The 24,948-nt window shown below is 70.5% G+C and carries 20 protein-coding genes and 1 pseudogene; 8 read left to right on the top strand and 13 right to left on the bottom strand.

Annotation, left to right across the window (positions count from 1 at the left end; translation table 11 throughout):
• Window positions 1-137: 137 nt before the first annotated feature.
• Genes ACIQWG_RS12715 through ACIQWG_RS12695 form a run of 5 tightly spaced genes read right to left on the bottom strand, consistent with a single transcriptional unit; the run spans window position 138 to window position 5,339 of the window.
• Entirely contained in the window at window positions 138-1,043 is a 906-nt protein-coding gene (locus ACIQWG_RS12715; RefSeq protein ID WP_404093941.1) for an STM4011 family radical SAM protein, read from the bottom strand.
• Window positions 1,044-1,053: 10 nt separating this feature from the next.
• Window positions 1,054-2,394 carry an STM4012 family radical SAM protein gene (locus ACIQWG_RS12710; RefSeq protein WP_404093939.1) on the bottom strand — a complete coding sequence of 447 codons (1,341 nt, stop codon included), beginning with the start codon at window positions 2,392-2,394 and terminating at the stop codon, window positions 1,054-1,056.
• The gene (locus ACIQWG_RS12705; protein ID WP_404095813.1) at window positions 2,391-3,206 is read right to left on the bottom strand and encodes an STM4013/SEN3800 family hydrolase; all 816 of its coding nucleotides are present in this window, start codon (window positions 3,204-3,206) and stop codon (window positions 2,391-2,393) included. Before ACIQWG_RS12705 ends, ACIQWG_RS12710 begins: the two co-directional genes overlap by 4 nt.
• 7 nt (window positions 3,207-3,213) lie before the next feature.
• The gene (locus tag ACIQWG_RS12700) at window positions 3,214-4,383 is read right to left on the bottom strand and encodes an STM4014 family protein (RefSeq protein ID WP_404093936.1); all 1,170 of its coding nucleotides are present in this window, start codon (window positions 4,381-4,383) and stop codon (window positions 3,214-3,216) included.
• A complete protein-coding gene (locus ACIQWG_RS12695; RefSeq protein WP_404093935.1) occupies window positions 4,380-5,339 on the bottom strand; it encodes an STM4015 family protein in 960 nt (319 codons plus the stop codon). The genes ACIQWG_RS12700 and ACIQWG_RS12695 overlap by 4 nt, the downstream gene beginning before the upstream one ends.
• A gap of 170 nt (window positions 5,340-5,509) precedes the next feature.
• Between ACIQWG_RS12695 and ACIQWG_RS12690 the strand changes: the two genes are divergently transcribed.
• Window positions 5,510-5,836 (top strand): hypothetical protein, encoded by a 327-nt coding sequence (locus tag ACIQWG_RS12690; protein ID WP_404093933.1) that lies wholly within the window; start codon window positions 5,510-5,512, stop codon window positions 5,834-5,836.
• 56 nt (window positions 5,837-5,892) lie between these two features.
• On the top strand, window positions 5,893-6,969 hold the full coding sequence (locus ACIQWG_RS12685; RefSeq protein WP_404093930.1) for a DUF6745 domain-containing protein: 1,077 nt from the start codon (window positions 5,893-5,895) through the stop codon (window positions 6,967-6,969).
• 66 nt (window positions 6,970-7,035) lie between these two features.
• Here the strand turns inward: ACIQWG_RS12685 and ACIQWG_RS12680 are convergent, their stop codons facing one another.
• Window positions 7,036-8,289, bottom strand: a complete 1,254-nt coding sequence (locus tag ACIQWG_RS12680; protein ID WP_404093928.1) for a low temperature requirement protein A — start codon at window positions 8,287-8,289, stop codon at window positions 7,036-7,038.
• Between the two features lie 216 nt (window positions 8,290-8,505).
• The gene (locus tag ACIQWG_RS12675) at window positions 8,506-9,252 is read right to left on the bottom strand and encodes an SDR family NAD(P)-dependent oxidoreductase (RefSeq protein WP_404093926.1); all 747 of its coding nucleotides are present in this window, start codon (window positions 9,250-9,252) and stop codon (window positions 8,506-8,508) included.
• 92 nt (window positions 9,253-9,344) lie between these two features.
• On the opposite strand from ACIQWG_RS12675, the gene ACIQWG_RS12670 reads away from it, so the two are divergent.
• Window positions 9,345-9,953 (top strand): TetR/AcrR family transcriptional regulator, encoded by a 609-nt coding sequence (locus ACIQWG_RS12670; protein WP_404093924.1) that lies wholly within the window; start codon window positions 9,345-9,347, stop codon window positions 9,951-9,953.
• A gap of 80 nt (window positions 9,954-10,033) precedes the next feature.
• Here ACIQWG_RS12670 and ACIQWG_RS12665 read toward each other — a convergent pair whose 3' ends face one another.
• The 4 genes from ACIQWG_RS12665 to ACIQWG_RS12650 form a co-directional block, all read right to left on the bottom strand.
• On the bottom strand, window positions 10,034-11,551 hold the full coding sequence (locus tag ACIQWG_RS12665; RefSeq protein WP_404093922.1) for a hypothetical protein: 1,518 nt from the start codon (window positions 11,549-11,551) through the stop codon (window positions 10,034-10,036).
• 131 nt (window positions 11,552-11,682) lie between these two features.
• Window positions 11,683-14,697 carry a family 16 glycoside hydrolase gene (locus ACIQWG_RS12660; protein ID WP_404093920.1) on the bottom strand — a complete coding sequence of 1,005 codons (3,015 nt, stop codon included), beginning with the start codon at window positions 14,695-14,697 and terminating at the stop codon, window positions 11,683-11,685.
• Between the two features lie 191 nt (window positions 14,698-14,888).
• The gene (locus ACIQWG_RS12655) at window positions 14,889-15,191 is read right to left on the bottom strand and encodes a hypothetical protein (RefSeq protein WP_404093918.1); all 303 of its coding nucleotides are present in this window, start codon (window positions 15,189-15,191) and stop codon (window positions 14,889-14,891) included.
• Window positions 15,192-15,318: 127 nt separating this feature from the next.
• On the bottom strand, window positions 15,319-15,639 hold the full coding sequence (locus tag ACIQWG_RS12650) for a hypothetical protein (RefSeq protein WP_404093917.1): 321 nt from the start codon (window positions 15,637-15,639) through the stop codon (window positions 15,319-15,321).
• A gap of 156 nt (window positions 15,640-15,795) precedes the next feature.
• On the opposite strand from ACIQWG_RS12650, the gene ACIQWG_RS12645 reads away from it, so the two are divergent.
• From ACIQWG_RS12645 to ACIQWG_RS12630, 4 genes and pseudogenes are all read left to right on the top strand, one after another.
• On the top strand, window positions 15,796-17,769 hold the full coding sequence (locus ACIQWG_RS12645) for a protein-arginine deiminase domain-containing protein (protein WP_404093915.1): 1,974 nt from the start codon (window positions 15,796-15,798) through the stop codon (window positions 17,767-17,769).
• Window positions 17,770-17,951: 182 nt separating this feature from the next.
• Window positions 17,952-18,191, top strand: a complete 240-nt coding sequence (locus ACIQWG_RS12640) for a hypothetical protein (protein ID WP_404093912.1) — start codon at window positions 17,952-17,954, stop codon at window positions 18,189-18,191.
• A 317-nt stretch (window positions 18,192-18,508) separates the two neighbouring features.
• Window positions 18,509-18,820, top strand: a pseudogene (locus ACIQWG_RS12635) (NAD(P)-dependent alcohol dehydrogenase); the annotation flags it as partial.
• 170 nt (window positions 18,821-18,990) lie between these two features.
• The gene (locus tag ACIQWG_RS12630; RefSeq protein WP_404093909.1) at window positions 18,991-21,153 is read left to right on the top strand and encodes a SpoIIE family protein phosphatase; all 2,163 of its coding nucleotides are present in this window, start codon (window positions 18,991-18,993) and stop codon (window positions 21,151-21,153) included.
• A 190-nt stretch (window positions 21,154-21,343) separates the two neighbouring features.
• Here the strand turns inward: ACIQWG_RS12630 and ACIQWG_RS12625 are convergent, their stop codons facing one another.
• On the bottom strand, window positions 21,344-22,528 hold the full coding sequence (locus ACIQWG_RS12625) for a type III polyketide synthase (RefSeq protein WP_404093907.1): 1,185 nt from the start codon (window positions 22,526-22,528) through the stop codon (window positions 21,344-21,346).
• A 437-nt stretch (window positions 22,529-22,965) separates the two neighbouring features.
• Here ACIQWG_RS12625 and ACIQWG_RS12620 point away from each other — a divergent pair, with 437 nt between their 5' ends.
• Window positions 22,966-23,592, top strand: coding sequence for an isochorismatase family cysteine hydrolase (locus ACIQWG_RS12620; RefSeq protein ID WP_404093905.1), 627 nt, complete (start codon window positions 22,966-22,968; stop codon window positions 23,590-23,592).
• 63 nt (window positions 23,593-23,655) lie between these two features.
• Here ACIQWG_RS12620 and ACIQWG_RS12615 read toward each other — a convergent pair whose 3' ends face one another.
• Window positions 23,656-24,837, bottom strand: a complete 1,182-nt coding sequence (locus tag ACIQWG_RS12615) for a DNA gyrase subunit B (protein ID WP_404093903.1) — start codon at window positions 24,835-24,837, stop codon at window positions 23,656-23,658.
• Window positions 24,838-24,948: the final 111 nt, after the last annotated feature.

Below are 24,948 nucleotides of genomic sequence, written 5' to 3'. Positions count from 1 at the left end.
GAACGCCTGCCTTCCGGAAGGGGACCAAGGGCCCGGACAACGTTGTCGTCCTACCGTCTTTCCATCTCTACAACGTTAGAAATTCGGGTCGTTGGCATGACAGCACGCCCGCGCGAACCTGTCCAGGGGTCCTGCCGTCAGTCGAGGATGCCGTGGCCGGTCCGAGGTGTGAGGGTCACGGCCTGGGCGCGCCGCGGCTCGGGTGGCCGGGCCGGGACGCGTTCGAGCACTCCGCCGGCGAAGACGTCGTAGAGCGGCAGGGTTTCGAGGTGGACGTAACCGATGTGGCAGTCGCAGACCTTCAACGGGCAGGGACGGGGGCGCAGGGCGGCGCGGTAGGAGCCGTCGTAGAGGTTGCCCAGTTCGGCTCGGACGAAGTGGCAGCGGCGGACGGTGCCGTCACCGTCGACCGAGATCACGGACTCCCCGGTCCGGCAGGGCAGCCCGGCGCTGGCGTGCGGGTGGCGGCTGTAGGGGAAGAGGGGGTCGAGCGCGGTCCAGTCGTCGGCCTCGGCATCCTGATAGGTGTGGCCCTCGGCGGCGTTGATCCACAGGTACACCTGGGCCGGTAGCTCGGCGCGCAGGCGGCGGGCCGCATCCAGGTGTTCGGGCAGACCGACGATGCCGACGCTGTAGCGGATCCCCCGGTCGGCGAGGTCGTGGCACTTGGCCAGGAAGCGGTCGTAGGGCGTCTGGCCCGGGTGGTAGGTGCACCACAGGGCAAGGGTTTCCGGGTCGGCGTCGGCGAGCCAGTCGGTGCGGCAGCTGAGGTTGGTCTGGATGGCGACGCGGCGGATGTGCGGCAGGTGCGACAGCTCCGTCAGCGCGCGCCGGTACCAGGAGCGGACCAGGCCCTCACCCCAGGGCGTGAACAGCAGGGACAACTGGTCGTCGCTGTCGGCCGCCCAGCCGGCGAAGCGTTCCAGGGCGGCCCGGTCGGCGCGCAGTTGAGCGGTGGAGTCGCGTCGCTTGGCGAACGGGCAGTAGGGACAGTCGTAGTCGCAGGAGGCGAGCGGGCCGCGGTAGAGGACGGTCAGATCCATGGCGGACGCGTCACTTCCTCTCGTACGCGGCCATGGCGGCCTGGACGGCAGGAGAGAACAGCTCGGGTCCGACGGCGTCCGAGTGGGCGAGTCCCTCCGGGGTGAGCCGCAGGTGTGCGGAGGCGGGCTCGACCAGCCAGCCACGGTCGGCCAGGCGACGGAGTTCCGTGCCGAAGTCGTCGAGGGGAGTCCTGCCGAAGCGGGCCCGGTAGTCGTCCACGGGCAGGCCCTCGGCCTGGAGGAGGGACTGCAACAGGTGGCGGCGGCGCGCCTCGTGCGGGTCCATGCGGTAGCCGACCTCGGCGCGGGTGAAGTCGGTGGTGGCGACGTAGTCGTCGATGATCCCGCGGATCTCGTGCATGCCGACCGCGTAGTCGAAGGAGTAGTGCAGGTCGGCCGTGTACGAGCGGGCCCCGCAGCCCAGGCCGATCATGCCATCGCTCTGGCAGGCGTAGTCGTCGGCACCCTGCTGCGGAGCGTCCGTTCGGCGGAACATCCGCATCGACTGCTGGGTGTAGCCCTGGGCGAGCAGGTGGTCGCGGCCCGCGCGGTACAGGTGCAGCCGCTGGGCGTCCCAGTGCGGATCGGGGCCCTCCGCGGCGGCACGGTGACGGTCGAGTCCGGTCAGGGGCCTGACGTAGAGCGGATAGAGGTACAGCTCCTCCGGTCGCCAGGCCAGAGCGGCGTCCAGGGAACGCAGCCAGGTCTGTTCGGTCTGGCCGTCGATGCCGTAGATGAGGTCGATGTTGAGGACCGGGATGGCCGTGTCGCGGATCCGGGCGAGCGCGGCCTCGACATCGGCGCGGCGCTGCGGCCGTACGGCGGCCCTGGCCTCGGAGTCGACGAAGCTCTGGATGCCGAGACTGAGCCGGGTGGTGCCACGCTCGGCCAGGACCGAGAGACGGTCCGCGGTGGCCGTGGCGGGGGAGGCCTCGACGGACAGCGGGATCGCGCGCAGGTCGGCGCCCATGCCCTGCTCGGCGATGTCGCAGAGGCGTTCCAGCTCGGCCGCGGTGAGGAAGGTGGGGGTGCCCCCGCCGAAGGCGGCGGTGGCGAACCGCACCGGCTCGCTGTCACCGAGCGCCTCCCGTACGGCGCCGGCCTGCCGCTGGAGGGCGTCGAGGTAGGCGCCGGTCAGACCGTCGGGGGCGCCGATGCGGGTGAAGAGGTTGCAGAAGCCGCAGCGGACCTCGCAGAACGGTATGTGCAGGTAGAGGGCCAGGGCGCTCTTGTCCTGCGCCGCCCACAGAGAGCTCAGCGCGGGCCGGTCGGGAAGCCGCCGGTAGGCCGTCTTGTGCGGGTAGGCGTAGACGTAGTGCTGGTACGGGCTGGTGAGCTGGGCGGTGGTCATCGCGGCGCCTTGGCGGAGTCGAGGAAGAAGTGGGCGTACGGCACGGTCCACACGGACTCGTGGCCGAGGCGGTGACCGGTGTAGCCGTCGTCGCCGTAGGCGGTGCCGTGGTCGGAGCAGACGATCGCGAAGCAGCGGCGCCGGGAACTCGCGGCGGCGAACAGCCGCCCGATGTGCCGGTCGACGTATTCCAGGGCGGCCGCGTGCGTCTCGCGGGTGTCACCTGCCTCACGGGTCGCGCCGGGCAGGTGGAACCAGTTGGGCTGGTGCAGGGCGGACACGTTCACGAAAAGGAACAGCCGCTGCTCTGCGGGCAGATCGGCGACCACCTTCTCGGCGCGGGCCACCTGGGTCTCGAAGGAGTGCGGCGAGGTCACGCCGAACTCCCGCTCCCAGTACGCCTCCTGGAAGAGCCCGGGCAGTACGGTGCCCAGCGGGCCCTGCTTGTTGAAGAAGCCGACGCCTCCGATGCAGACGGTCCGGTAGCCCTGCTGGGCGAGCCCGGACACGAACTCCGGGGTGTCGTACACGAAAGTGCCCTCCGCCGTCGTCTCGCTGCCCGCGAAGCTCGCCGCGAACAGCCGCGGATGCGGCCCCGGTTCGGCCGGTGTGGGCAGGAAACCGGCGAAGATCGCCTGGTGCGAGGCGTACGTGAAACTGCCCGGCGCGTGCCGCTTCTCCCAACGACCGCCGGGCAGATGCCGGGCGAGATGCGGGATCCGGCCCTGGGCCGCCAGCTCGACGGCCACGTCATATCGCAGCGTGTCGAGGGTGACCAGGAGGATGTCGTCGTGGCCGACGACCTCGTTCATGTCTGGCTCAGGCATGGGATGTTCCTGTTCTGTGCTGGTGGAGCGGGCCGGACGGGGCCGGTGCGCGCAGAGCGGCCGCCACCTGCGCGGCATACGTGTCCAGGCCCTCCGCGCCGCTGCCGGGCAGGCCGGTCAGCCGGGGCAGCAGGTCCCCGAAGGCGTTGACCTCGCCGACGAAGGCCCTGCGCCAGCCGATCGCCGGCAGCAGGTCCACGCCCACGCACAGGGTGCGCGGGAAGCAGGCCGCGGCCCGCTCGCACACCTCCAGTACGTCGGCCCAGCGGCCGCCTGCCCCGCCGACGGCGTGCCGGGCGGTGGCGAGGTCGCCGCGGCTGCCGCCGAGGTGCAGATTGGTCAGCGGCGTACGGCTGGTGCGCACCACGGCATGCGTGGCCCGGCCGGCCACCACGACCACCCGCAGGTCGGCGGCCCGGCCCTGCTGGGACGCCTTGGGCACCCAGCGCTCCAGGTGCAGCCCGTCCGGCGCGAGCGCGTCGACGATGGTGGCGATGTCCCGCTCGCTGTCGTAGCGACGCACCCGGAGGGAGTTGTGCAGCGTTCCGTCCGGGGCGAGTTCGACGGATGTGGTGGCCCTGATCCGGCCCCCGCCGCCCGTCTCGACGGCGAGGACTCCTGACGCCGACGACCCGTGGGCGAGCTTGACGAACAGCCGTGGCATACGGTGCTCGCGCATCAGCGCCCGTACGTCGTCCCAGCCACGTACCGGAGCCCCGCCCGGCCCCGAGGTGGGCGAGGCGGGCACCGGCACACCCGCCGCGTCGAGCACGCCGTGGCAGGCCCGCTTGTCGAACAGCACGGCCAGATCGTCGGGGTCGTCGAGACGGACGCCGCCGCGCAGGGTGCGCAGCGCGGCGGTGAACCGGGCATACCAGTGAGCCGAACCCTCGACCCGGGTGGGATCCGTCGCGCCCCGCAACAGCCGGTCGACCTCGGGATTCTCGCCGGGGGAGTCGACCCGCACGATCTCGTCCGGGGCGAAGTCGGCCCCGCCGTCACGCAGCACGTCCCTCCAGGGGACGACGCGCGGGCCGGGCAGGCCGGCCGCGCGCACCGCGTCCGCGAAGAGGGACACCCGCCGGTTCTCGGGATTGCCGACCACGGCGAACCGCGACCCGGCGGGCCGGGAAACCGGCGGGACCAGGGAGGGTGTGCTCACTCGCCCACCGCGACGTAACGCCAGACCGTGCCGTCGTCCTCCGTGTCCTCGTCCGCGTCGTCGCGATCGAGATCCACCTCGACGCCCACGGCCCCGAACGTCTGGCGCACCCGCTCCTCGACCGGCTGGCTGAGGTAGTGGTGGTGCAGGTCGAGTTTCCTCAGGTGGGTCAGAGGCTGACCGCCCAGCAGCGCACCGGCGCCCTCGTCGGTCAGCACCCCCATGGACAGATCCAGCACCTCAAGGCGCTCCACCACGGGCGCGGAGGCCACCGCCGCGGCCACCGCGTCCTGCATCTCACTGTTGCGCAGCGCCAGATGACGCAGGCGCGGCAGCCGCGCGCCCGACAGGATCGGCTCCAGGTCGGCAGCCTCACTGTCGCCGCCGTAGTCGGGCGTGCCGAGCCACAGGTCGAGGAACTCCAGGGCGGGCAGGTCACTCGCGCCGATGCCGCGCACGACCTGGGCGGGCAGACCGCCGGTCTCCACTACGAGCCTGCGCAGCGCGCTGTGGCTCAGGGCCGTGAACTCCAGCCCCGACCCGCCCCGCACACCGAACTCCTCCAACGCCTCGAACCCGGCGAGCAACGGTGACACGTCCGTCTGGTTGATCCAGGAGATCTCGCACTCCTCCATCACCATGTCACCCAGGAACAGCGCACGCAGCGCGGGGAAGCGGTCCCGGGCGGCCAGCAGAGCCTCGATGACGGGGGACGGGTCGGAGTCGTACGCCTCCTGCCAGGCCCCCACTATCAGCGCCCGCACCCGAGCGGTGTCGACGGCGGCGCAGAAACGGGAGAACGCCTTCTGCCACTCCTCGTCGGCGTCGTAGACATCGCTCGTGATCCGCCAGGCGACGGAGTCCGGCTCGGGCAGGTCGTCCGTCGTCGCGTCCGGGCCCGGAAAGGTGTGCGTGGGCAGCCCGTGGAACAGGTCGAGGTGGTCACCGATGGTCATGCGGCCGCTCCCGAGGAGGAAGAGTGTGCGGTCTGTGATGTCGGAAGTTCTACCAACAGCCACTGACAACGGCGTGCGGCGGGGCGGGATTCGGGGCGTTGTCAGTGGTGCCCCCTAACGTCGTGTTCATGAGGCCGGTGCGCGGTGCACCCGGCGGTGAGGGGACAGCCATGTACCGACAGGGAGACGTGCTGATCGTGCCGGTGACGCAGGACGCGGTCCCGGCGCATGTGGCACACGCCCCCCGGGAGCGGCGAGACGGGCGGGGCCGGCTCGTGCTGGCGCTGGGAGAGGTCACCGGCCACGCTCACGCGATCGTCGGCCCGGGCGAACTGATACGTGAGCCGGGGCCGTTCGGCCCGCTGCTGCTGCACCTGCCCCAGGGCGGCCGGGTCGTCCACGAGGAGCACGCGGCGATCGCGCTGCCCAAGGGCTGGTACCGGGTGATCCGGCAACGAGAGTACGTGCCCGGATCGGTGCGGATCGTGGCGGACTGAACGGCGAAGGCCGGACGGGACAAGAGGTGGACAGAACCAGGGTGGAGGGGCAGCAGATGACCACGACAGACTTCGAGTCAGAGACCGACATCGAGAGGACCGAGGGGGTGGAGAGCATCGCCTCCGGCGAACTGGGGCCCTGGCGTGCGTGGGCCTCGGCGACCGGCCCCGCCGATCGCGCCGCCGCCGAGGACGGCGTCCGCCGGGCCTACCGGCTGGCGGGACTCGCCGAACCGGAGCGCGTGGTGTGGGTGGGTTCGCCGCGAGCGGCGGTCACCCTGCTCCGGGACGAGCTGCCGGACCGGGGGCCGAGCGTACGGGACGCGGTGCGCAACGCCCCCTGGGCCCGGCAAAGACGCTCCCTGCACACCGAGTTGGGTGCCGGGGGCTGGTCCGCGCACTGGGCGGCGACAGGCGGACGGCTCTGGGACTCCACCCAGGCCCTCGTCGACCGCATCCGCGGCGGCGTCATCGAGGAACTCGCCGGCCGTGACACCGGCAAGGAAGCCGCCGAGATCCGGCTGCTCCTCCTGGACGCCGTCCTCGGACAGCACGACGCGCCATGGCTCGCCGCCTTCCCGGCCGCCGACGGCCACCTCGACGCACTGACGACGGTCTGCCGCAACGCCGGCTGGTGGTGGCCGTACGCCCGGGTGGCGGTCCTCTCCGAGCGGCCCGTCGCCCTGCACCGCGACGAGGCCGGCCGACTCGACCACGGCGACGGCCCGGCCCTCGCCTACCCCGACGGGTTCGCCCTGCACGCCTGGCGCGGCATGCCCGTCCCCGCCGCCTTCCTCGCCGAACTGTCCACCCTCACACCGGAACGCATCCGCGCCGAGGAGAACGCCGAACTCCGGCGCGTGATGCTGGAGTACTACGGCTACGACCGCTACCTCGCCGACTCCGGTGCCCGCCCCCTCCACCAGGACGAGACAGGCACCCTCTGGCGCATCGACCTGGTGGACGACGAGCCGGTGGTCATGGTGGAGGTCATCAATTCCACCCCTGAGCCGGACGGCACGCGGCGCACCTACTGGCTACGGGTACCGCCCTCGACGCGGACGGCGCGAGCCGGGGTGGCGTGGACCTTCGGGCTGGAGGAGGAGGCGTACGCGCCGGCGGCGGAGACGTGAAGCCGGTCGGAGCGGGCGGACGATGTGATCGCACTGTCCGGCCCCGGGCAGCGGGGCGCGAGGGGGTCAGTCGGCTGACGTCTCGTTGATGAGAGAGCCCTGACTCAGCCATCGAACGAAGGCGAAAACCCAGGTCGCGGTGAGGAGGAGCAACAGGATGAGAGCGAGGAGCCAGGGGGCGGGCCGGGCCCAGCCGACGACGAGGGCGACGACGGCCGCGACGACGAGCACGGCCTGGACCGACTTGTAGACGGCGGGGAAGCGGTCGTAGTCGGCCAGGGTGGGCAGAAGCACCACGGTGGTGATCAGCATGACGGCCACGGACCCGCCCATCAGCCAGCTCACGGCGGTCGGGGTCCGGTGTTCCGTGGCGTGCTCGACCAGGCCGACCATTCCCGCGCCGGCCGCGGCCACGGCCATGGCCATCGGCAGATGAGTGAAGATCCAGGTCGCCAGGGAATGCCCGCTCTCGCGGGGCATCCGCCGGGACACCAGGTCGGCGTAGTTCCACCAGAAACCGAAGCCGATGGCGAGCCCGAGGAGGCCCGTGGTGGTGACCAGCGCACTGCGTTCGGTGTCCGTGAGCCCGTTCACGACTCCGATGACGACCTCGCCGAGCACGATGATGATGAACAACCCGAAGCGCTCGACCATGGGTTCGGTCACCACCTGATAGCTCGGCCTTCTGCGCCAGGAAATGAGGATGACGCACTCCACCGTGCACCAAGCGACGACGAACACGGCCCAGAGGATCAGACGGGCGTCGGTGGACAGAGGTACCGAAGCGGCGATCATGATGATGCCCCCGACCATGACGATCAAATAGCGGCGGGGTGTTCGGCGCAGCTCCGGCAGGTCCTGCCGGTAGACGGAGTACCACTGGTAGCTCAACAGGGCGAGCAGCAGCACGTAGAGGACCGCGAGGGTGCGGCCGTCGTCGCCGTCGGCGTGACCGACGTAGACGGCCATGAGGCACAGCAGCAGCATCTGCACGAAGATCAGCGAGCGGGTGTGGCCGTCTTCGCGGCCGTGCAGTTCGTAGAACAGTGTGCCGTTCAGCCAGGCGATCCAGATGAGCCCGAAGACCACGGCGAACGTTGCCGTGCCCCGCCAGGTGAAGTGCTCCGCGAGGGTGTGGGCCGCCTGGCCGACCAGAACGACGTATACGAGGTCGTAGAAGAGCTCGAGGAAACTGACACTTCGACCGGTGTCGACCTCGCCGTGGCGCCGCGGCGGGCGGAAGAGCCATCGACGGGCACCGGTGCCCAGGGGGACGGCCTTCGCGGTGGCGGGACGGGGCTCGGGGGCACTGTCGGACATGCGAGCCTCCAGTAGGGCGCGGCCGAACGTGTGACAAGGCGATCGTGACGGCTGCACCACCGCGGTAACCATGGGCACGCCGCAGTAGGTCGCGCGGGTGTCGGGGATTCGGCGGAGCGGAGCAGTGGGGTTGCGAACGCCGCGGCCCGGGCGTCCTGCGGACCGCTGCCGGGTCGTGGATCAGCATTCCGCGTCCTGGAGGCGGAGTCGTGGGGCTCAGAACTGATTCTCGCCGCCGTCGACGTGCAGGGTGGTGCCGAGCATGAAGCTGCTGTCCGAAGAGGCGAGGAAAGCCACGGCGGAGGCGACCTCCTCCGGGCGTCCCCGTCGGCCGATCGGCACTCCCTCGGCGAGTTCCGCCTTGATGGCGGCCGCGTTCTCCTCGCCGATGGCGATGTCGACTCCAGGGGTGTCGATCGCGCCCGGTGCGACCGTGTTGACCCGGATGCCGCTGTCCTTCAGCTCGTTGGCCCAGGTCCGGGCGAGGGAGCGGATCGCTGCCTTCGAAGCCGCGTACAGCCCGAAGGTCTCCCGACCGTCGTCGGCGCGGATGGAGTCGTTCAGGACCACCGAGGCGCCATGGTTGAGCAGCGGAAGCGCCTTCCGCACCGTGAGCAACGTGCCCCGGACGTTGACGCTGAAGATCTGGTCGAACTGTTCCTCCGTTGCCTCCGCGAGCGGTGCGAGCGTGGCCGTGCCCGCGTTGGCGAAGAGCACGTCCAAGCCCTGGCCGCGGTCACGGACCGCGTCGTACAGCCGGTCCAGGTCGGCAGGTTCGGATATGTCGCCCCGCACTGCGGTGACCGCGGGACCGATGGACTCGACGGCCCGGTCGAGTGCGTCCTCTCGCCGGCCGGTGATGAACACATGAGCGCCTTCGGACGCCAGCCGCGCCGCGGTGGCCAGGCCGATTCCCGTACTTCCGCCAGTGACGACGGCCGTCCTGCCTTCGAGCTGTCCCATTGCTTGAACTCCCGAAACTTCGATACCGATCGGTGCAGAACCAGACCGTAGCACTTCTGCACCGATCGGTATCGAAGTGGTAGAGTGAGGCTGTGGAGATCACCCCGAAAGCGCCGATCGGCCGACCGAGAAGCTTCGACGCCGAAGAGGCCCTGGAGCGGGCGATGATGGTCTTCTGGGAGCGGGGCTACCAAGGCGCCAGCCTGACCGACCTGACCGATGCCATGGGCATCACCCGCAAGAGCATGTACGCGGCCTTCGGCAACAAGGACGACCTGTTCCGCAAGGCTCTGGAGCGCTACACCGAAGGCCCCGCCTCCTATGCGGCCCGCGCGCTGGAGGAGCCGAGCGCCCGGGAGGTGGCCACGGCGTTCCTCGCCGGCTCGGTCAGCACGACCACCCGACCCGACTGCCCGGCCGGATGCCTCGGTGTCCAGGGCTCACTGGCGGCCGGTGACTCCGGCCGGTTCGCCCAGGACACCCTGAACGCCTGGCGCGACGACGCCCTTACGCGCCTCCGTCAGCGGTTCCAGCGGGCCGTGGACGAGAACGACCTGCCCCCCGGCGCCGACCCGGAGCTGCTGGCCCGATACCTGATGACCGTGGCGAACGGCATCGCCGTCCAGGCCGCCGGCGGCGCCACCCGTTCCGAACTCCAGCCAGTGGCCGATGCGGCGCTGCGCAACTGGCCGCCCGTCTGACAACACGTCATGGCCCTGTCGCCGCATCGCATCCCGAGCGTCGAACCGCGCCTCGGCCGACAGGGTCACAGTGCCTTTCGTCAGCAAGGCGTCAGGTCCGCCATAACGCCTGGATCCAGCGTGGGATTCGCGGCCGCCGCCTCCGCCACCCGATCGTCGTTGTCCGTGAGGAGCTCCGCGATGACGGTTGGGGGCAGGTTCGGGTGGGCGGCGGCCAGGGGGCGGGCTCGGTGGTCGGTGAGGCAGGTCAGTAGGGCGGGGGCTGTGGTGTGAGGGTGCCGGGCTGCTTCGCGGAAGACCTTCTGGGCCGGTGGCTGGTGCCGGGTCAGTTCTTCCAGCAGGGCGGGGGAGACGTCGGGGTTGGCCGCCACCCTGGCGATCACCTGGACCCCGTGGCGGGCGACCATCGCGCGCAGGTGTGCGTCGGAGAGGCCCGGGTGGGGAGCGATGGACTTGGCCACCTTGGCGTCGGTGTCGCCGGCCAGCGTGTCGCGGATCGCGGCAGGCAGATCCCGTCGTTGGGCCACGAGCATGCGCACGGCCGGATCGGGTGATGCCGCCAGCTGTGCAAGCTCTTGGTGGGAGGCGGCGGCGATCCGCGGCAGCAGCGTGGGGCCGATCCTGGTCGTGCGGGCCAGGTCGGTCAGGACGTCGAGCGGCACGTTCGGGTTGTGGGCCAGTCTGCGCTGCACATCATGGCCTCGGTCGGCGGCGAGCGTACGGATCAAGGCGTCGTCGATCGAGGGGTTCTCGGCGAGGTCGGCCCGGACGCCGGGGGTGGGGTCCTGGGCCAGGTGTGTGCCCACGCGGGACGGCAGGTCGGTTCGGGTCGCGAGGGCGCTGCGCAGCAGCATCGAGGTGTGGTCGGCGAAGGGGACGGCCGCGTCGACCGGCGTGGCCGGGTTGAGCAGCGCCATGCGCTGGATCTCGTGCACGGTCGACTGGTGGGAACCGTCGCAGGCGGCTCCCGAGGGCAGATCGCAGTGCGGCCGTGCGCAGGACCGCTCGTGTACGAACGGCGTCTCCACCTGGTCGCAGACCAGGCACCGCCGGGCGGGCTCCAGCCCTTCGCCGCTGATCAGCATCTCCAGCACGGCCGGCGGTGTCGAGTCGTTGGCCGCCACCGCACGGCGGACTTCGGCGTGCGGGTGCCGCGCGAGCGAGGCGGCCGTGTCGGGAAAGGTGGTCCACAGGGCGAGTTCGGCGACCACCTGGATGTCCGCGTCGGCCGCGAGTGTCCGTACGACGTCGGGTGGCAGGTCGGGGCAGGCGGCGAGTTTCTCCCGGCACCGGGTGGACGGGTGTGCCGCGAGGAAGGGTGTCCACTCCGGCCGGCCGGTCCCTTCGTCGAGGAGGGCGAGCGCGGCGTACGGCTGGGTGGCGGGATCGATGTCGTCGGCGCTCACCCGGCCGTCGTACGCCAGTCGGACGGCTATCTCGTCACCGCGGGCGGCAAGTGTGGTCAGCTGCGCGGGAGTGAGGTCCGCGCGTTCGGCGAGGTCGCCGCTGAGGTCGGTGTCCGCGACGGCGATGAGCCGGTCGAGCAGTTCGGGTGGCAGCGACGGGTTGGCGGCGAGTCCGCGCAGGAGGTGATCCACGGGGACATCCTGGTCGACCTGGGATCGGATGGCTCGTGGATTTTCCGGGGGCCGGCCCGCCGCTCGGTGAGGTGCAGGGGGGCGCCCACCGCCTCGTGGACGCGCCCCCGTTCCTCGCGGTTCTGTTCAGGTCAGTTCAGCGGCTCCACCCAGATGTTGCGGTAGCGCACCTTGTTGGCGTGGTCCTGGAGGCGGATGGCTCCGGCTGACGGACCCTCCGGTCGGCCGCCGCCGGTCGGGCCGTCGATGGTGATGTCGTCGTGGACCTTCTTGCCGTTCCAGACGACGGTGACCCGCGCGTCGGCCGTCTTCGTGCCGTCGGCGTCGAAGCGGGCCGCGCGGAAGGTGATGTCGTACGTCTGCCAAGTCTCCGGCGCTGTGGCCGCGTTGACGTCCGGAGCCTTCTTGAGGTAGATCGCGCCCGCTTCGTTCGTGTCGAGCGTGGTGTCACCGAAGGAGTCGAGGATCTGCAACTCGTAGCGGTCCTGGAAGTAGACGCCGCTGTTGCCGCGGTCCTGGCCGGTCACGTCGTCCGGCAGCAGCGGGACACGGAACTCCACATGCAGCTTGAAGTCCTGGTAGGCCTCCTTGGTGCGCAGGTCCCCGCAGCACACCTCCATCGACCGCTCGTCGGTCAGCGGCCATTCCACGGTACGTCCGTCCGTGTGCTGCCACTGGCTCTGTGAGGCGGCCGTGCCGTCGAAGAGGGTGATCCGGGTGCCGTGCGGCCGGACGGTGATGAGGTCCAGGTTGACGTGGCCGGTGTCACCGGAGTCGAAGCGGTACGTGACGGTGTTCTTGCCGGCGCGCAGGGTGACCCGCTCGGTCCGGGTCGACCAGGTGTCCCAGTCGCCGGTCGAGGCGAGCTCGGTCTGTCTCAGTTTCTGTCCGTTGGCGTACAGGGAGAGGGACTTGGTGCCCTGGAAGGGGTTGGGCCCGTTGGAGTAGCGCAGGTTGACGTCGTAGTCGCCGGCCTTCGGGACAGTCACGTCGAAGGTGGTGGCGGCCTTGCCCTCGGTGCCGTAACGGTCGACGAAGCCGCTGCCCGAGTAGCCGGTGTGGTCCTTGTTGATCCCGGCGGTCCCGGTCAGCCGCGCCTCCTCGGCCTCGTACTGCGTCGCGGGGGGCGGCTGCTTGCCCGGCAGGGCGTTGAGCGTGTACCAGGCCTCCGTGCTCCACAACGTGTCACCGGACGCGGACGCGAAGGGGCGCGGGGAACGGACGTGCACGACTCGGCCCGGCTTGAGCCCGTCGAGGCGCAGAGCGACCGTGCGGCCGTCTTCGGCGAGGGTCGCCGAGCGGATGCCGAGCCGCTCCTCGGCGATCTTCGGACCGCCGTAGTCCGTCGTGGGGGTGTAGCGCCACTGCTCGGCCTGGTAGCGGACGGCCAGCTTTTCAGCCGTCGCCTGGGACAGGGGCTGGGTGTACTCCAGGTCGAAGCCGCCCGGGACGGCGCGCATCTCCTTGATGTCGAAGGTGTTGCCGCCGTTGGGGGTCAGCTTCTGAAGGCCGAACTTCAGCTTCCCTTCCTGGCCCCAGTTGCCGTCCGCGCCGAGCCCGCCCGCGTAGACCGCGCCGTCGGGGCCCATGGTGATCCGGTTGACGCCGGCTTCGAGTCCCTGCGTGTAGCGGAACACGGCGCCCTGGTACTGGCCCTTCACCTTCTCCAGGTAGGCGCGCTGGAGTCCGCCGTAGGTGACGTCACCGAGGAGCATCTGCCCGGCGAACCGGCCCTCGGTCAAGTACAGCGGGGTGCTGGGGGAGTTGGCGATCTCGTTCTGCGGCAGCCACAGCACCGGTTCGGTGACCGACCGGTCGTCGAAGGGGCCCGAGGGCTCGGTGTAGTGGTTGAAGAAGCGGTCCTGCTTGATGTGCACGAGCTTGGACGCGGGCAGCCAGCCGCCCTGATTGTCGGTGGTGAAGATGTCGCCGCCGGGGCCCCAGCCGATGCCGTTGGGGGTGCGCAGACCGCCGGCGACCGGCTGGATCTTCCCCGTCTTCCTGCTGACCTTGTACGTGGTCCCACGGCCGGGTGCCGGCTGCGGAGTCGTGGTCGCGCCCCCGTAGTTGATGGCGACGGACAGGTTCACGTAGAAGTAGCCGTCGCGGTAGAGCAGCCCGAAGGCGAACTCGTGGAAGTTGCCGCCGTACGGCCAGGTGGCGACGGTGCGGTACTCGTCGGCCACGAAGTCCCGGTTCTTGTCGACCAGTTGGGTCAGCTCGTGCTTCTGCGAGACGTACAGCGAGCCGTCGACGTACTTGATGCCCATGGGCTCGCGCAGCCCGCTCGCCACCTTCTTCACAGTCACCTTGTCGCGACTGGTGTCGCCGGTGACGTTGTCGAGGAGGTACGCCTCGCCGGTGGTGGTCTGTGAGCCGCCCCAGGTGGTGATGGCCAGGCGTCCGTCGGGCAGCCAGTCCATGCCGGTGACCTGGGGCTCGAAGCCGTCCGGGCGGAGGTCGGTGAGGGTGAGGTCGGGGCGTACGTCGGTCAGCGGCAGACCGTCGCCCGGGGTGTCCGCTCCCGACTCGCACTCCTTGCGTCCCGGGGCGGTGACCCGGACCACTCCGGCGTCCGTGCTCAGCGCCTCGCTCGGCACGGTGGTGAAGTCGCTCGCGGACGGTGGCTTCCAGGCCAGCGCGAGGCGCTGCTCGCCGCCGCGTTCGAAGTAGTCGATGCGGAACGGGTGGGACCCGGCGGTGAGTTGGACGGATCCGTCCTTGGGCTCGGCTCCGTGCAGTCCGTCGTGGTCGATGACCGTCCGGTCGTCGATGGTCAGGCGGGAGCCGTCGTCGCTGGTCAGGCGGAAGGTGTAGGACCCGTCGGAGGGAATGACGAGGTAGCCGGACACCTCGGCCGAGAAGTTGTCGGCAAAGCCGCCGAAGTCGCCGGTCGTGGACCAGTCCACGGTCGGCATCAGCTTGTCGTGGTTCGGGGTCTGCCCCGGCTTGAGCGTGCACAGCTTGCTGAGCGGCACCTGGGTGTCGAACACCCGCAGGGTCACTCCCGGTTCCTGGGGTGGGATGTCAGCGGAGGCTGGAGCGGCGGCGGACGAGGGCGCTGTCCACACGCCTCCGACGAGGAAGCATCCGAGGAGCAGGGGGGTGAGTCGTCTTCGGGCGCGGCGGAACAACCGTTGATGCATCGGTCCTCCAGAACGGACCGGAGGCCGCCGGATCGCACTCCGGTCGAGTTACCTCTGGGCGGGGAGCGCGCAGAGGTGTTACTCGTGCGGTTGCGCCGACACCGTAGGGGACTTTCGCCGAGCGCGTCCATACTTTGTCATCGGCGAGTTCAAAGTCCCTCGTCGTCAGCGACCACCGGCGCCGAGTGGAATCAGGAGAGGGCCATCCCGTCCAGGGCGCGCTGGAGGCTCACGCCCTTCACATGCGACGCCGACATCATCGACTCGATCCGGCCCTTCTTGCCCTGTGCCTCCCAGTGTCCCTTGGCCCAGTACGGATGGGCGTACACATCGGGGGAGTGCACCCAGACCACGGTGACGGTCGTGTCCGTGTCCGGCTTCGTCCAGCGGTCGATGAACGTGGTGATCCCCTGCCACGACATCTCGGCCGTCTCCAGCGACCACCCCTTGCTCTGGGCGTACTTCTGGGCCGATTCGCGCTCTTCGATCTTCACGACGCCTCCCCTTGCTCCGGGCGAACGAGTCTCCCAGAGATCACGGTGGCGGGTCCGTTCCTCGGGCAGCCGCACTCACGCCTGGCCGGCTCCCAGGCGGGCGTGTGACCGCCTCGCCCTCAACCGGTCACAGTCCGCCGACTTTGCCGACCGCGTCGCGCACCGAGTCGAGCGCGTCCACGACAGAGCCGCGTCGCCTCGCGCGCTCCGCTCGGTCCTCCGGTACCAGCCGGGCGGCGGTCTGCACGGCGTAGGCGTCCGGGTCGCCGAAGGCGGTCCGCGGGTGCTCTCCCGTCTCCGCGCAGTGCACGGAGACCTCCTTGACCGCCTGGAGTACGACGACCCGGTCCACACCCGGCTGCATGGCCAGCCGCACCTGGAAGCGAGCCATCCACTTCTCGCGGTCCTTTTCCTTCGCCGCATCCGTCGGCTGGTCCTTCTTCGCCACGTGCTCTCCCGGGTGATCGCCAACTGTCCGTCGTGGAGTGGGACGTCGGGCCGTCGAACCGGGTTGCGTGACCCGGGACTTTCGACGGAACAGTGAACGCACGGCCGCCCTTTCGTCTCTTGCACGGTGCACCCCCCAACTGAGGAGATACGCGCTGTGCGTTCACACCGACGTATACGTACGAACCCAGCCGGACCGGTGGTCCTCGCGCTCGCCGCGGTCGGAACCGCCCTGGCCGCGCCGCTCTCACCCGCCGCCGCAGCGGAGCCGGCCGCACGGGCCGATCTGCGTGCCGACTCGAACCGCGACGGGCGGGTCGATGTCACCGGCGGCACCGACGCATCGGGTGAGGACACCTGGTCCGTGGGCAGGGGAGCGGTCTACCTGCCCAACCTCGACGACGACACCAAGCGCTGCCCGGTCACCGGACCCGGCGGGAGACCCCTGTCCGACGCCAAGCTGGCCGCCTGCAACGATGCCTCCGACACCCGGGTGAACGGATCGGCCGACGCCGCCGACCTCGCCCGTATCCGATCGGTCCCGATGCGGAACGTGCCGTCCGGCGCCAAGGGCAGTCTCAAAGTCACCACCGGAGCCGACCACACTCGCGTCTACCTCAAGCGTGCGGGCAGCTGGGTCCTGGTCACGTCGCGGACCAGCTTGTCGACGGCCGAGTTGCGCTCCGGTGTGGAACTCGGCGTCGAGGCCACCGACATCATCCGGGACACGCGGAAGTGGGACGGCAGAACGGTCATCCGTCTGACCGTGACGGCGGGCGGCCGCAGCACCACCGACTCCGTCACCCTGCGCGTGGCCCCGCTCCTGACCCACCACCATCTCCAGCAGGCCCAGCAGTTGATGGTGACCAAGCTCAACCGGGAGGCGGACTGGAGCGGGCTTCAGGGCAAGTTCGTCACCGACCTCAAGAGGGAAGCGGAGAAGGCCGGCATCACCCGGCCGCTGGTGACGTTCGACAAGTACCAGGACGCCTGGGCGCAGGACTTCGTCGAGCCGGCCTACGTCAGCATGACCGCGGCCAACGGGCGCCGGCACGTGATGCGCGTGCTGCTCCGCTCCGCGCAGCCGGACCGCGAGGCCGGCCGTGAGCTGTTCGAGAAGGTCCGGGGACGGGACATCGGAGTCGTACAGGCCTTCGACAGGACGCCCCCCGCGGACTGGTCGCTCAACTCCATGGGAAACCTGGAGACCGTCCCGCCGTACGCCCACAACGGCCGCTCGTTCCCGGCCGGACGGATCATCATGGGGTGGCGCAAGGACAGCGGCCAGCGTCCTTCGGCGACGATGCGTACGCTGCTGAAGTCCCAGGGACTACAGGACCCGTTGCTGCTGGACACCTCCTGGCTGGAGGTCGGGCACGTCGACGAGTTCGTGCAGTTCCTGCCCGCCGACACCCCACGCGGCTGGCGGATCGGCGTCGCCGACCCCGAAGCGGGCCTGCAACTGCTGCGCGACGCCCAGCGCGCGGGCCATGGCGGCACCAAGATGTTCTCCGTCCCGGGGCTCGGGGGCTCCCCGCCGCTGGCGGACACCATCGACCAGGCCCTCGCCTCCCGGCACCTGGTGTCGGACAACACGATGGCGGCCGAACGCATCGCGGCCAATCTCCAGGTCCTCAAGCGTGAGACCGGCGTGACCGACGACGAGATCGTGCGCGTGCCGGCCCTCTACACCCGCGGCTCGATGGCCCGTACGGAGGGCGGGGAGAACGTCCGCGTACCGCGACTGACCCGCATGGGCGGCAACACACCTGTGCCGGACGCCCTGAAGGAACAGGGCCAGCAGCGGTGGCTGGCCGGGGCCGGGAACGACGCCGCCGCTGCCGCACCGGCGACCGTCGCCACGAGCGCGTACGTACCCGGAGCGGTCAACGGCATCCTCCTCAGCCGGGACCGCTATCTCGCTCCCCGCCAGTGGGGTCCTGTCATCGGCGGCAAGGACATCTTCACGCAAGCCGTGACGGCGGCCTATGTGCGGGTGGGCCTGAAGGTGTCGTACATCGACGACTGGTACACCTACCACCTCGGCATGGGCGAGGTGCACTGCGGCACCAACACCCTGCGCGACGCGTCCGCCGCCTGGTGGAAGCAGGCCGGACCGACAACGCCGTAACACCGGAACGGCCACCGACCGTCTGACACAGCGTCAGTCCGGGGTAGTCGTCCGGGTGGAGGTTCTGGTGCGGGCGGCGTCATGTGGGCCCCTGTTCGGGTGTTTGTGTGCACGTCGGTGCTACTCGTCCGCGGGGTGGCGGCATACCTCTGGCGAACTGACATCGACCGAAGGAGACGTTCATGCGCGCACCAACCGTGCTGGCCGCCGTCGCTCTCGCCGGGACCGTTCTGTTCGTCGGCGCGGGCCAGGCCCTCGCCGACGAGGATGAAATGGGCAACGCCGGCACCGAATTCGGCACCAGCTCTCCGGCTGCGCCCACGTTCGATCAAGGCGCGTTCGGCTCCGGCCAGGGCGCGTCCGGTTTCGGTGAGGCCGGGTCCGGATTCGGCGACGCCGGGTCTGGATTCGATCTCGGCTGACGGCTGGACCGTGGCTCCATCGCCTGTCCCGCATCCTGGTACTCCGGGGGTGCGGGGCAGGCGTCTTTGCGTCCGGCGGCGATCGGTGCCGTCTGCCGCCTGCCGCCTGCCGCGTGCCCAATCGGCCACTCAGCAAGGCCTCGTGGCGGACTGTGCGGCAAGTCTCTCGGCCGGGAGGCCAGACGGGCAGAATTAGGCTTCGTCGGCTGCCATCGCCCGTGCGGCGGACGCTGTCGTGGAGCAGGGCACGACGCTGATCGTGCAGCTCGGCGGGGTCGTCCTGTGCGGTCGTCGCGTAGACGTTGCTCACCGGTGGCTTCTGTCACGCCTTCCCGGTCCTGACCTACGCCGGCGTGGACCGGCGTGACGGAACCACCACACTCGGGGGGTTCTCCCGTGAGTACGTCGTGCGCGATCGTCTCGCCCACGACCTCCCCGCCGCCCTTGATCCGGCCGCCGCCGCACCTCTGCTCTGCGCCGGAATCACTGTCTGGGAACCGCTGCGCGCCCTCCGCGTGGGCCCGGGGACCCGGGTGGCGGTGGCCGGACTGGGCGGCCTGGGGTATCTCGCGGTCAAGATCGCCTTGGCGCTCGGCGCCCACGGACAGCGCGAGCGGTCGTCACCCGACGTAGTCATACGCCACTGCGCGCTCCCACTCCGCGATCCGCTGCCGTAGGCGAAGCCGTCCCGGGTGTTATTGAATGAGGTGTGCGGTCAGGAATCTCGGGACCCTGTCGCCCGGGTTCCGGTACGGCCCCGGCGCTGTGCCGGGGTTGGCGAGTGAGCTGAGAGAGCCGCATGGACTCCACCCCCTCCCGTTCCTCTCGGTCGCCGTTCGACATGGTCAGCGGCGCTCTGGGGCAGTACATCCCGCGCGGCGCGGCGCCGGCGGCAGCGGGTTCCGCCGACCCGCAGGGTGGCAGCGCCGCCCGTCAACGCGTGCAGACCACTACGCCGCCCGGCCGTCAGGAGCAGATCCTCGGCGCGGTCAACCTGGACCGGGACCTGAGAGTCACCCGCTGCAATCTGGACGCTCCCGTCTTCGCGGGGGTGGAGGTCGCTGCGGGTAGCCCTTTCGTCGATCTTCTGCCTCCCTGGGACGTACCGACGGTCACCCGGCGGTTGCGGCAGGTCCTAGAGACCGGGGAGCCGCACGTCGCCCGCGTCCAGCGGCTGCGGCGCGGCGACGGGTCGGAGCTGGTGGTCTCGATGAGCATCCTGCCCGCCGCGCCACCCCATGAGGGACTGACCGTCACGCTGATCGCCATGGCGAGGAGGCTGCATCTGTATGCCGCCGAGACCGCGATCGGCACCTCGTTGGACATCGGCGAGACCGCGCAGTCGCTGGCGGAGTCCCTGCTGGCCTGGGGAGACGTGGCCGCCATCGACCTCGACCTCGCCGTCTGGACGGGCGAGGTGGTCACCGAGCAGCCGCAGCGGCGCATCCGGCTGCGGCGAGCGGCCCTGGTGCCGGACCGGGTGTGGCCCGACGGCTACGTGACCCCGGGCGACGATCTGCCCACCGACGCGAGTCGCCTCCTCTCGCAGGCGATTCGCCGTGACAATGCCGCGCAGGCCATCGTCCTGCCCGACCGGCAGGCGATCGAACGGGTGCTCGGCAGCGCGCGGCTGGTCCGTTCCCTGGTGCCAGGTGACCGGGCGGCCGGTGTGGCGTACATACCGCTGGTCCTGGACGGCTCACCGCCCGTCGTTCTCGGGGTGGCGGAGGTCTGGCGGCGCTCGGGCCGCCCCTTCGACGACAGCGAGCTCCTCGACTTGCAGGAACTCGTGGCCAGGACCTCCCACCACGTGGACCTGGCCCGTCAGCACCAGCGCGAGCACACACAGGTCCTGGCGTTGCAACGCCGGCTCCTGCCGCGGTCCGGCGGCGACACCATCGAGACCGCCAGCATCTACCAGCCCGCCACCCCCGACAGCGCGGGCGTCGGCGGAGACTGGGTGAACAGCTTTCCGCTGCCGGACGGCCGTACGGCGCTCGTGGTCGGTGACGTCGTAGGGCACGGGCTGGGAGCCGCGGCGACCATGGGACAGCTGAGCATGGAGGCCCGCGCCCTGCTGTCCGCGGGGCTGGCGCCCGACGAGGTGCTGGAGCACCTGGACGAGACCGTGACCCTGCTCGACGACGCGGAGTCCGGGCTGGCGGCCGGCTACAGCGCGCTGGGATCGACCTGCTGCATCGCCGTGTACGACCCGGTCAGCCACCGAGTGGCGCTGTCCAGCGCCGGCCATCTGCCCCCGATCCTGGTGCCACCGGAGGGGCAGGGCGGTCCGGTCGCGGCGCGTCCCCACCCCGGACTGGGGGCCGAGTTCGCGTTGCGCGAGCCGTTCGAGGTGTACGCGTTCGCCGCACCCCCCGGCTCGCTGCTCGCCCTCTACACCGACGGCCTGGTCGAGGACCCCGCCCTGTCGATCGACGAGGGCATCGGCAGGCTGGCCGAGGCCGTGTCCACGGTGCACCCCTGGGACGCCCTGGACCAGGCCGCTCGGCGCGTGGTCTCGGCGCTGGCGCCCGCACGCCAGCGGGACGACATGACCCTGCTGCTCGCCCGCATGATCGGCTACCGCAAGGGGGACACCGCGACCTGGCGTCTGCCCGCCCGCGGTGACGCGGCGGCCCGGGCCCGCACGCTGGTGTCCGAGCTGCTGGGGGAGTGGAGCGTCAGGGACGACACCCGGGACAGCGTGCTGCTGGTGGTCAGCGAGCTGGTAGCCAACGCGGTCCGCTTCGCCGCAGGGCCCATCACGGTACGGCTGATCAGGACCGGTCCCGGACTGCTGTGCGAGGTGGGCGACACGGGCAACGGCAGGCCGCGACTGGGCCGCCAGGGGCTCCTCGGCGACGGTGGTCGTGGTCTGCACGTCGTGCATGGGCTCACCACGAGGTGGGGGGTGCGGTGGACGGACAGCGGCAAGGTGGTCTGGGCGTCGATTGAAAGGTGAAGCGCCTGCGGGGGTGCAGGGGCTCAGGGGCTTGGGGGCTCGGGGCTGTGTGGTTGGGGGGTGACGTGTGCGCGGGGAGGACGTGTGTGGGGGGTGACGTGCGCTCGTCAGGCGGTGCCGCGGCCTGAGGCCGGACGGCGACCGCCGGTGCGGAGAGCGACCGCCGGCATCGGGGCGGTCCGAGCGCGCGCTACAGCCATTCCCCTTCCAAGGCGGTGGCCGTGAGCCCCGGGGCCGCCGCGTACAGCACGGCACGACTGCCCGGCTCCAGCCCGGCGTCATGCGCCCTGCGCAGGATGTCGAACACGGCGGCGCCCCCGCGATTGCCGCTGGTGTAGCTGTCCCGGCTGTGGTCGAGCAGCCCCGAGGGCCAGCTGTCGGGCATCGTCTGCTCCATGTACTCCAGCACCCGCGTCCCGCCGGGGTGGGCGAGCAGGACGTCGGGGTGCCAGGCGTCGGGGTCGTCCTGGTAACGGGCGTGCAGCCACTCCCACATCGCGGTCACCGTCTCCTGCACGGCGCGCGGACCGCGCCGGTCCATCACGAAGTGGGTGCCGTCCGCCTGCGTCTCCAGGCGGTGCAGGTCCTGCGTGCCGGGCAGCGTGTGGTTCCAGGCGGCGTCCAGGCGCAGCACCGACTCGGCCCGCCGGCGGCCCGTGACCACCGCGGCGACCGCGGTATCCGCGAACAGCAGACGGACGATCAAGGACTCCAGCGTGTCGTCCGCGGGCTGGTAGGTGGTGCTCAGCGCCTCCGCGATCACGACCAGGACCACCCGGTCCGGATCCGCGGCCACAAGATCGGCCGCCAGGGCGAGGGAGCGGGTGCCGGCGATGCAGGCCCACTGGGTGGCCGGCAGCAGCATCACGTCGCTGCGGAGGGGGAGCTTGTTGGCCAGGGCGATGTCCAGCCCCGGCAGCGCCGGGGTGGTGGAGTGGCTGGTGATCAAGCAGTCGACGTCCGAGGCGTCCAGCCCGGCTATCTGGAGGGCCCCGCGCGCCGCACGCTCCCCGTAGGACTGCACGGCCTCCCAGGCCGGGGCTGTGCGTTCCTGGACGGTCTGCGGCGCGGGTATCGACTCAAGGGCGGCGATGACGCGGTCCACGTCCTGTTCGGCGAAGCCCTCACCGGCCAGCGCCTCGCGGGTCGCCCCCCTGCCGGCGGTCGGCAAGCCGTTGCCCTTGCCGGGCGCGACGGCGGTCTCCAGCGGCAGCATCCATCCGCGGTTCTCGATGCCCGTACTGGCCGCGATGCTGTCAATGCGCGGCGCCCACGCCGCGTTCGGGTGCCGACCGCGCACGTCCGACACGATCTGGCTCGTCTTCACGGAGTGTTCGCCGTGTATCACGGCAGGCGGGCACAGGTAAGCGGGCATGGTCAGCACCTTTCTACGGAGGGCCAGGAAGAAGGTCACGATCGCTGTGGCATGGATCACTTCGGAACGGCGCACTCAAGTCCATGCCCGTGCGCTCCACTTCGGACTGCGGTGTCCGGTTCGAGCATGGGCGTTAAATGGACATTTGCGCTGTGATATGGGCAACCTGGGTGACTTTTGCATTGCGTGACATGGCGCACAGTGCAGTGGGGGATCGGCTCGGTACGTGATCACCTGGCGCGCCGTCAGTCCGGTTCTGAGGTTTCCCCCGCAACGCGGCACAGGCCGTGCCGCCCACCTCCACCACCGCGGGTCCGTTGAGCAGATGGGTGACCGCGGACAGAACGTGCGGGCATGTGCGCCTCGAACGGCTCGATGGCCTGCATCCTTGCCTGGAGCGGCGGTTGGGTGCGACCAGCAGAAGGTGAGGCAAGACGATGTCCCAGGGCTACGCCCAAGGCCGGACAGCGATCCTCCTCGTGGACCCCTACAACGACTTCCTCGCCGAGGGAGGCAAGGTCTGGCCGAGGGTCGAGGCGGTCGCCACCGAGGTCGGTCTGCTGGACAACTTGCGGACGGTGCTGGCCGCCGGACGGCAGGCCGGCCTGAAGGTGTTCTTCGTCCCGCACCGACGCTGGGAGCCGGGCGACTACGAGGGCTGGGACCATCTCACCGCCAGCCAGCGGGGCGTGCAGAGTCGACAGCTGTTCGCACGCGGCACATGGGGCGGTGAGTTCCACCCGGACTTCCAGCCGCAGCAGGGGGAGGTCGTCGTCAAGGAGCATTGGGCCCAGAGCGGGTTCGCCAACACCGACCTCGACTTCCAGCTCAAGCAGCGCGGCATCACCCAGGTGATCGTCATCGGCCTGCTGGCGAACACCTGCATCGAGTCGACCGCCCGGTTCGCCATGGAGCTCGGCTATCACGTCACGCTGGTACGCGACGCCACGGCGGCCTTCCAGCCCGAGATGATGCAGGCCGCCCACGAGCTCAACGGCCCGACCTTCGCCCACGCCATCCTCAGCACCGCGGAGCTGGCAGGTTCGCTGAGGGACGCGAGTTAGATCCGCTGCGGCTGGGTGTGGGACCAGCTGCAGAATCCAAGCCGTCGAGGTGGCGGGACCGCTTCACATTCCTGTGGCCACCGGTGCTGCGCTCGATCCCGAGATCCGGTCGATGATGGCCGCGGCCTGCTCCGGGTGGCTTGCCAACCAGCTGTCGAGGTGTTCCTGGACGGCCTGAGCGACGCATTCGCGCACTCCGGTGCCGCCCAGCACACTGCGGGTCGCGCCGTGGAACTCGGGTTGGTCCAGCTTCACCGACACGACCGCCGTCAGGCCCTCGCCGATCCGGTCGGTGCCGAGAGGTGCGTCCGACGCTGCCAGTAGCCGCTGCTCACGGGCGTAGGCGTCGATCGCAGCCGTCAACCCCTCCCAGAAACCCGTCTCGTGCGTGCTGCCATGGAGGGTGGGGCGGCAGTTGGCGTAGCTGCGGATCCGCTGCTCTCGAGAGTGGCACCATCGCAAGGCCACCTCCACCGTCCCGGCGATCCGGCGGTCCTCCCATCCGAGAGCGATGACGTCCGGGTGAACGGGTGCCCCGGCCCGCTCGTCCAGGAAAGCGACGAAGTCCCGTGCCCCGCCCGGGAACCGGAACCGCACTGTTCGGGCCTCGACCGGGCGGCGTCGGTCGGTCAGCGAGATGTCCAGCTCCCGATTGAGGAAGGCGAGTTCCCTGAACCGCTCCTCCAGGCCGTCGAACGAGTACGTCGCCGTCCCGAAGATCTCGGCGTCGGGCCAGAAGGTGATGGTGGTCCCGGTTCCTGTCGCCGGCCCCGAACGGGTGGTCGGGGTGACCGCGATGCCTCGCGAGTACTCCTGAACCCGGCTGACCCCTTCGCGCCGTACCTCAGCCGTCAGGCGGCTCGACAGGGCGTTGGTGACAAAGGGACCCATGCCGCAGTAGCCGAGTGCCACGTCGTGGCGGCCTGCGGGCTGCACCCCGGTCTGTATGCGGGTCAGCAGAGTCTCGAGACCAGGAGCGCCGGCGGTCCCGGTGTCCTCGAAGGGGTCACCGGGACCGTCGTCGGCGATGCGCACACCACCGTCTGCTGTGAGCGTGACCTCGACCCGGCTGGCGCGGCCGACCAGGACCTCGTTCACCGCCCGGTCGGCCACGTCGAACACCAGCTGCCGCAAGCCGCGTTCACCGGTGGAGCCGACATACATCCCGGGCCGCTTCCGCACGGCCTCCCTCCCTTCCAGAACCTGGATGTGGCCGGCGTCGTACCTGATGGCGTCGTCACTCACGATGTCCCCTCCGAAGCTGTCCAGCCGAGCTCCCCAGCCTACGAGAATCCGAGGAAAACACCAGGTCAGACCATGTATGCCGGGAGCCTGGGCGGGCGCGTGAGAGCCTCT

Origin of the sequence: Streptomyces sp. NPDC098781 (assembly GCF_044759995.1) — a bacterium.
GTDB lineage: Bacteria > Actinomycetota > Actinomycetes > Streptomycetales > Streptomycetaceae > Streptomyces.
The sequence above is the reverse complement of the archived record's forward strand: the minus strand, read 5'-3'. Positions and strand labels throughout refer to the sequence as shown.

Excerpts from the sequence above, each read along its gene's own strand:
- ACIQWG_RS12620 (WP_404093905.1), top strand. The coding sequence starts at position 22,966 with ATGTCCCAGGGCTACGCCCAAGGCCGGACAGCGATCCTCCTCGTGGAC.
- ACIQWG_RS12660 (WP_404093920.1), bottom strand. The coding sequence starts at position 14,697 with ATGCATCAACGGTTGTTCCGCCGCGCCCGAAGACGACTCACCCCCCTG.
- ACIQWG_RS12625 (WP_404093907.1), bottom strand. The coding sequence starts at position 22,528 with ATGCCCGCTTACCTGTGCCCGCCTGCCGTGATACACGGCGAACACTCC.
- ACIQWG_RS12710 (WP_404093939.1), bottom strand. The coding sequence starts at position 2,394 with ATGACCACCGCCCAGCTCACCAGCCCGTACCAGCACTACGTCTACGCC.
- ACIQWG_RS12715 (WP_404093941.1), bottom strand. The coding sequence starts at position 1,043 with ATGGATCTGACCGTCCTCTACCGCGGCCCGCTCGCCTCCTGCGACTAC.
- ACIQWG_RS12705 (WP_404095813.1), bottom strand. The coding sequence starts at position 3,206 with ATGAACGAGGTCGTCGGCCACGACGACATCCTCCTGGTCACCCTCGAC.
- ACIQWG_RS12690 (WP_404093933.1), top strand. The coding sequence starts at position 5,510 with ATGTACCGACAGGGAGACGTGCTGATCGTGCCGGTGACGCAGGACGCG.
- ACIQWG_RS12695 (WP_404093935.1), bottom strand. The coding sequence starts at position 5,339 with ATGACCATCGGTGACCACCTCGACCTGTTCCACGGGCTGCCCACGCAC.
- ACIQWG_RS12675 (WP_404093926.1), bottom strand. The coding sequence starts at position 9,252 with ATGGGACAGCTCGAAGGCAGGACGGCCGTCGTCACTGGCGGAAGTACG.
- ACIQWG_RS12640 (WP_404093912.1), top strand. The coding sequence starts at position 17,952 with ATGCGCGCACCAACCGTGCTGGCCGCCGTCGCTCTCGCCGGGACCGTT.
- ACIQWG_RS12685 (WP_404093930.1), top strand. The coding sequence starts at position 5,893 with ATGACCACGACAGACTTCGAGTCAGAGACCGACATCGAGAGGACCGAG.
- ACIQWG_RS12680 (WP_404093928.1), bottom strand. The coding sequence starts at position 8,289 with ATGTCCGACAGTGCCCCCGAGCCCCGTCCCGCCACCGCGAAGGCCGTC.
- ACIQWG_RS12630 (WP_404093909.1), top strand. The coding sequence starts at position 18,991 with ATGGACTCCACCCCCTCCCGTTCCTCTCGGTCGCCGTTCGACATGGTC.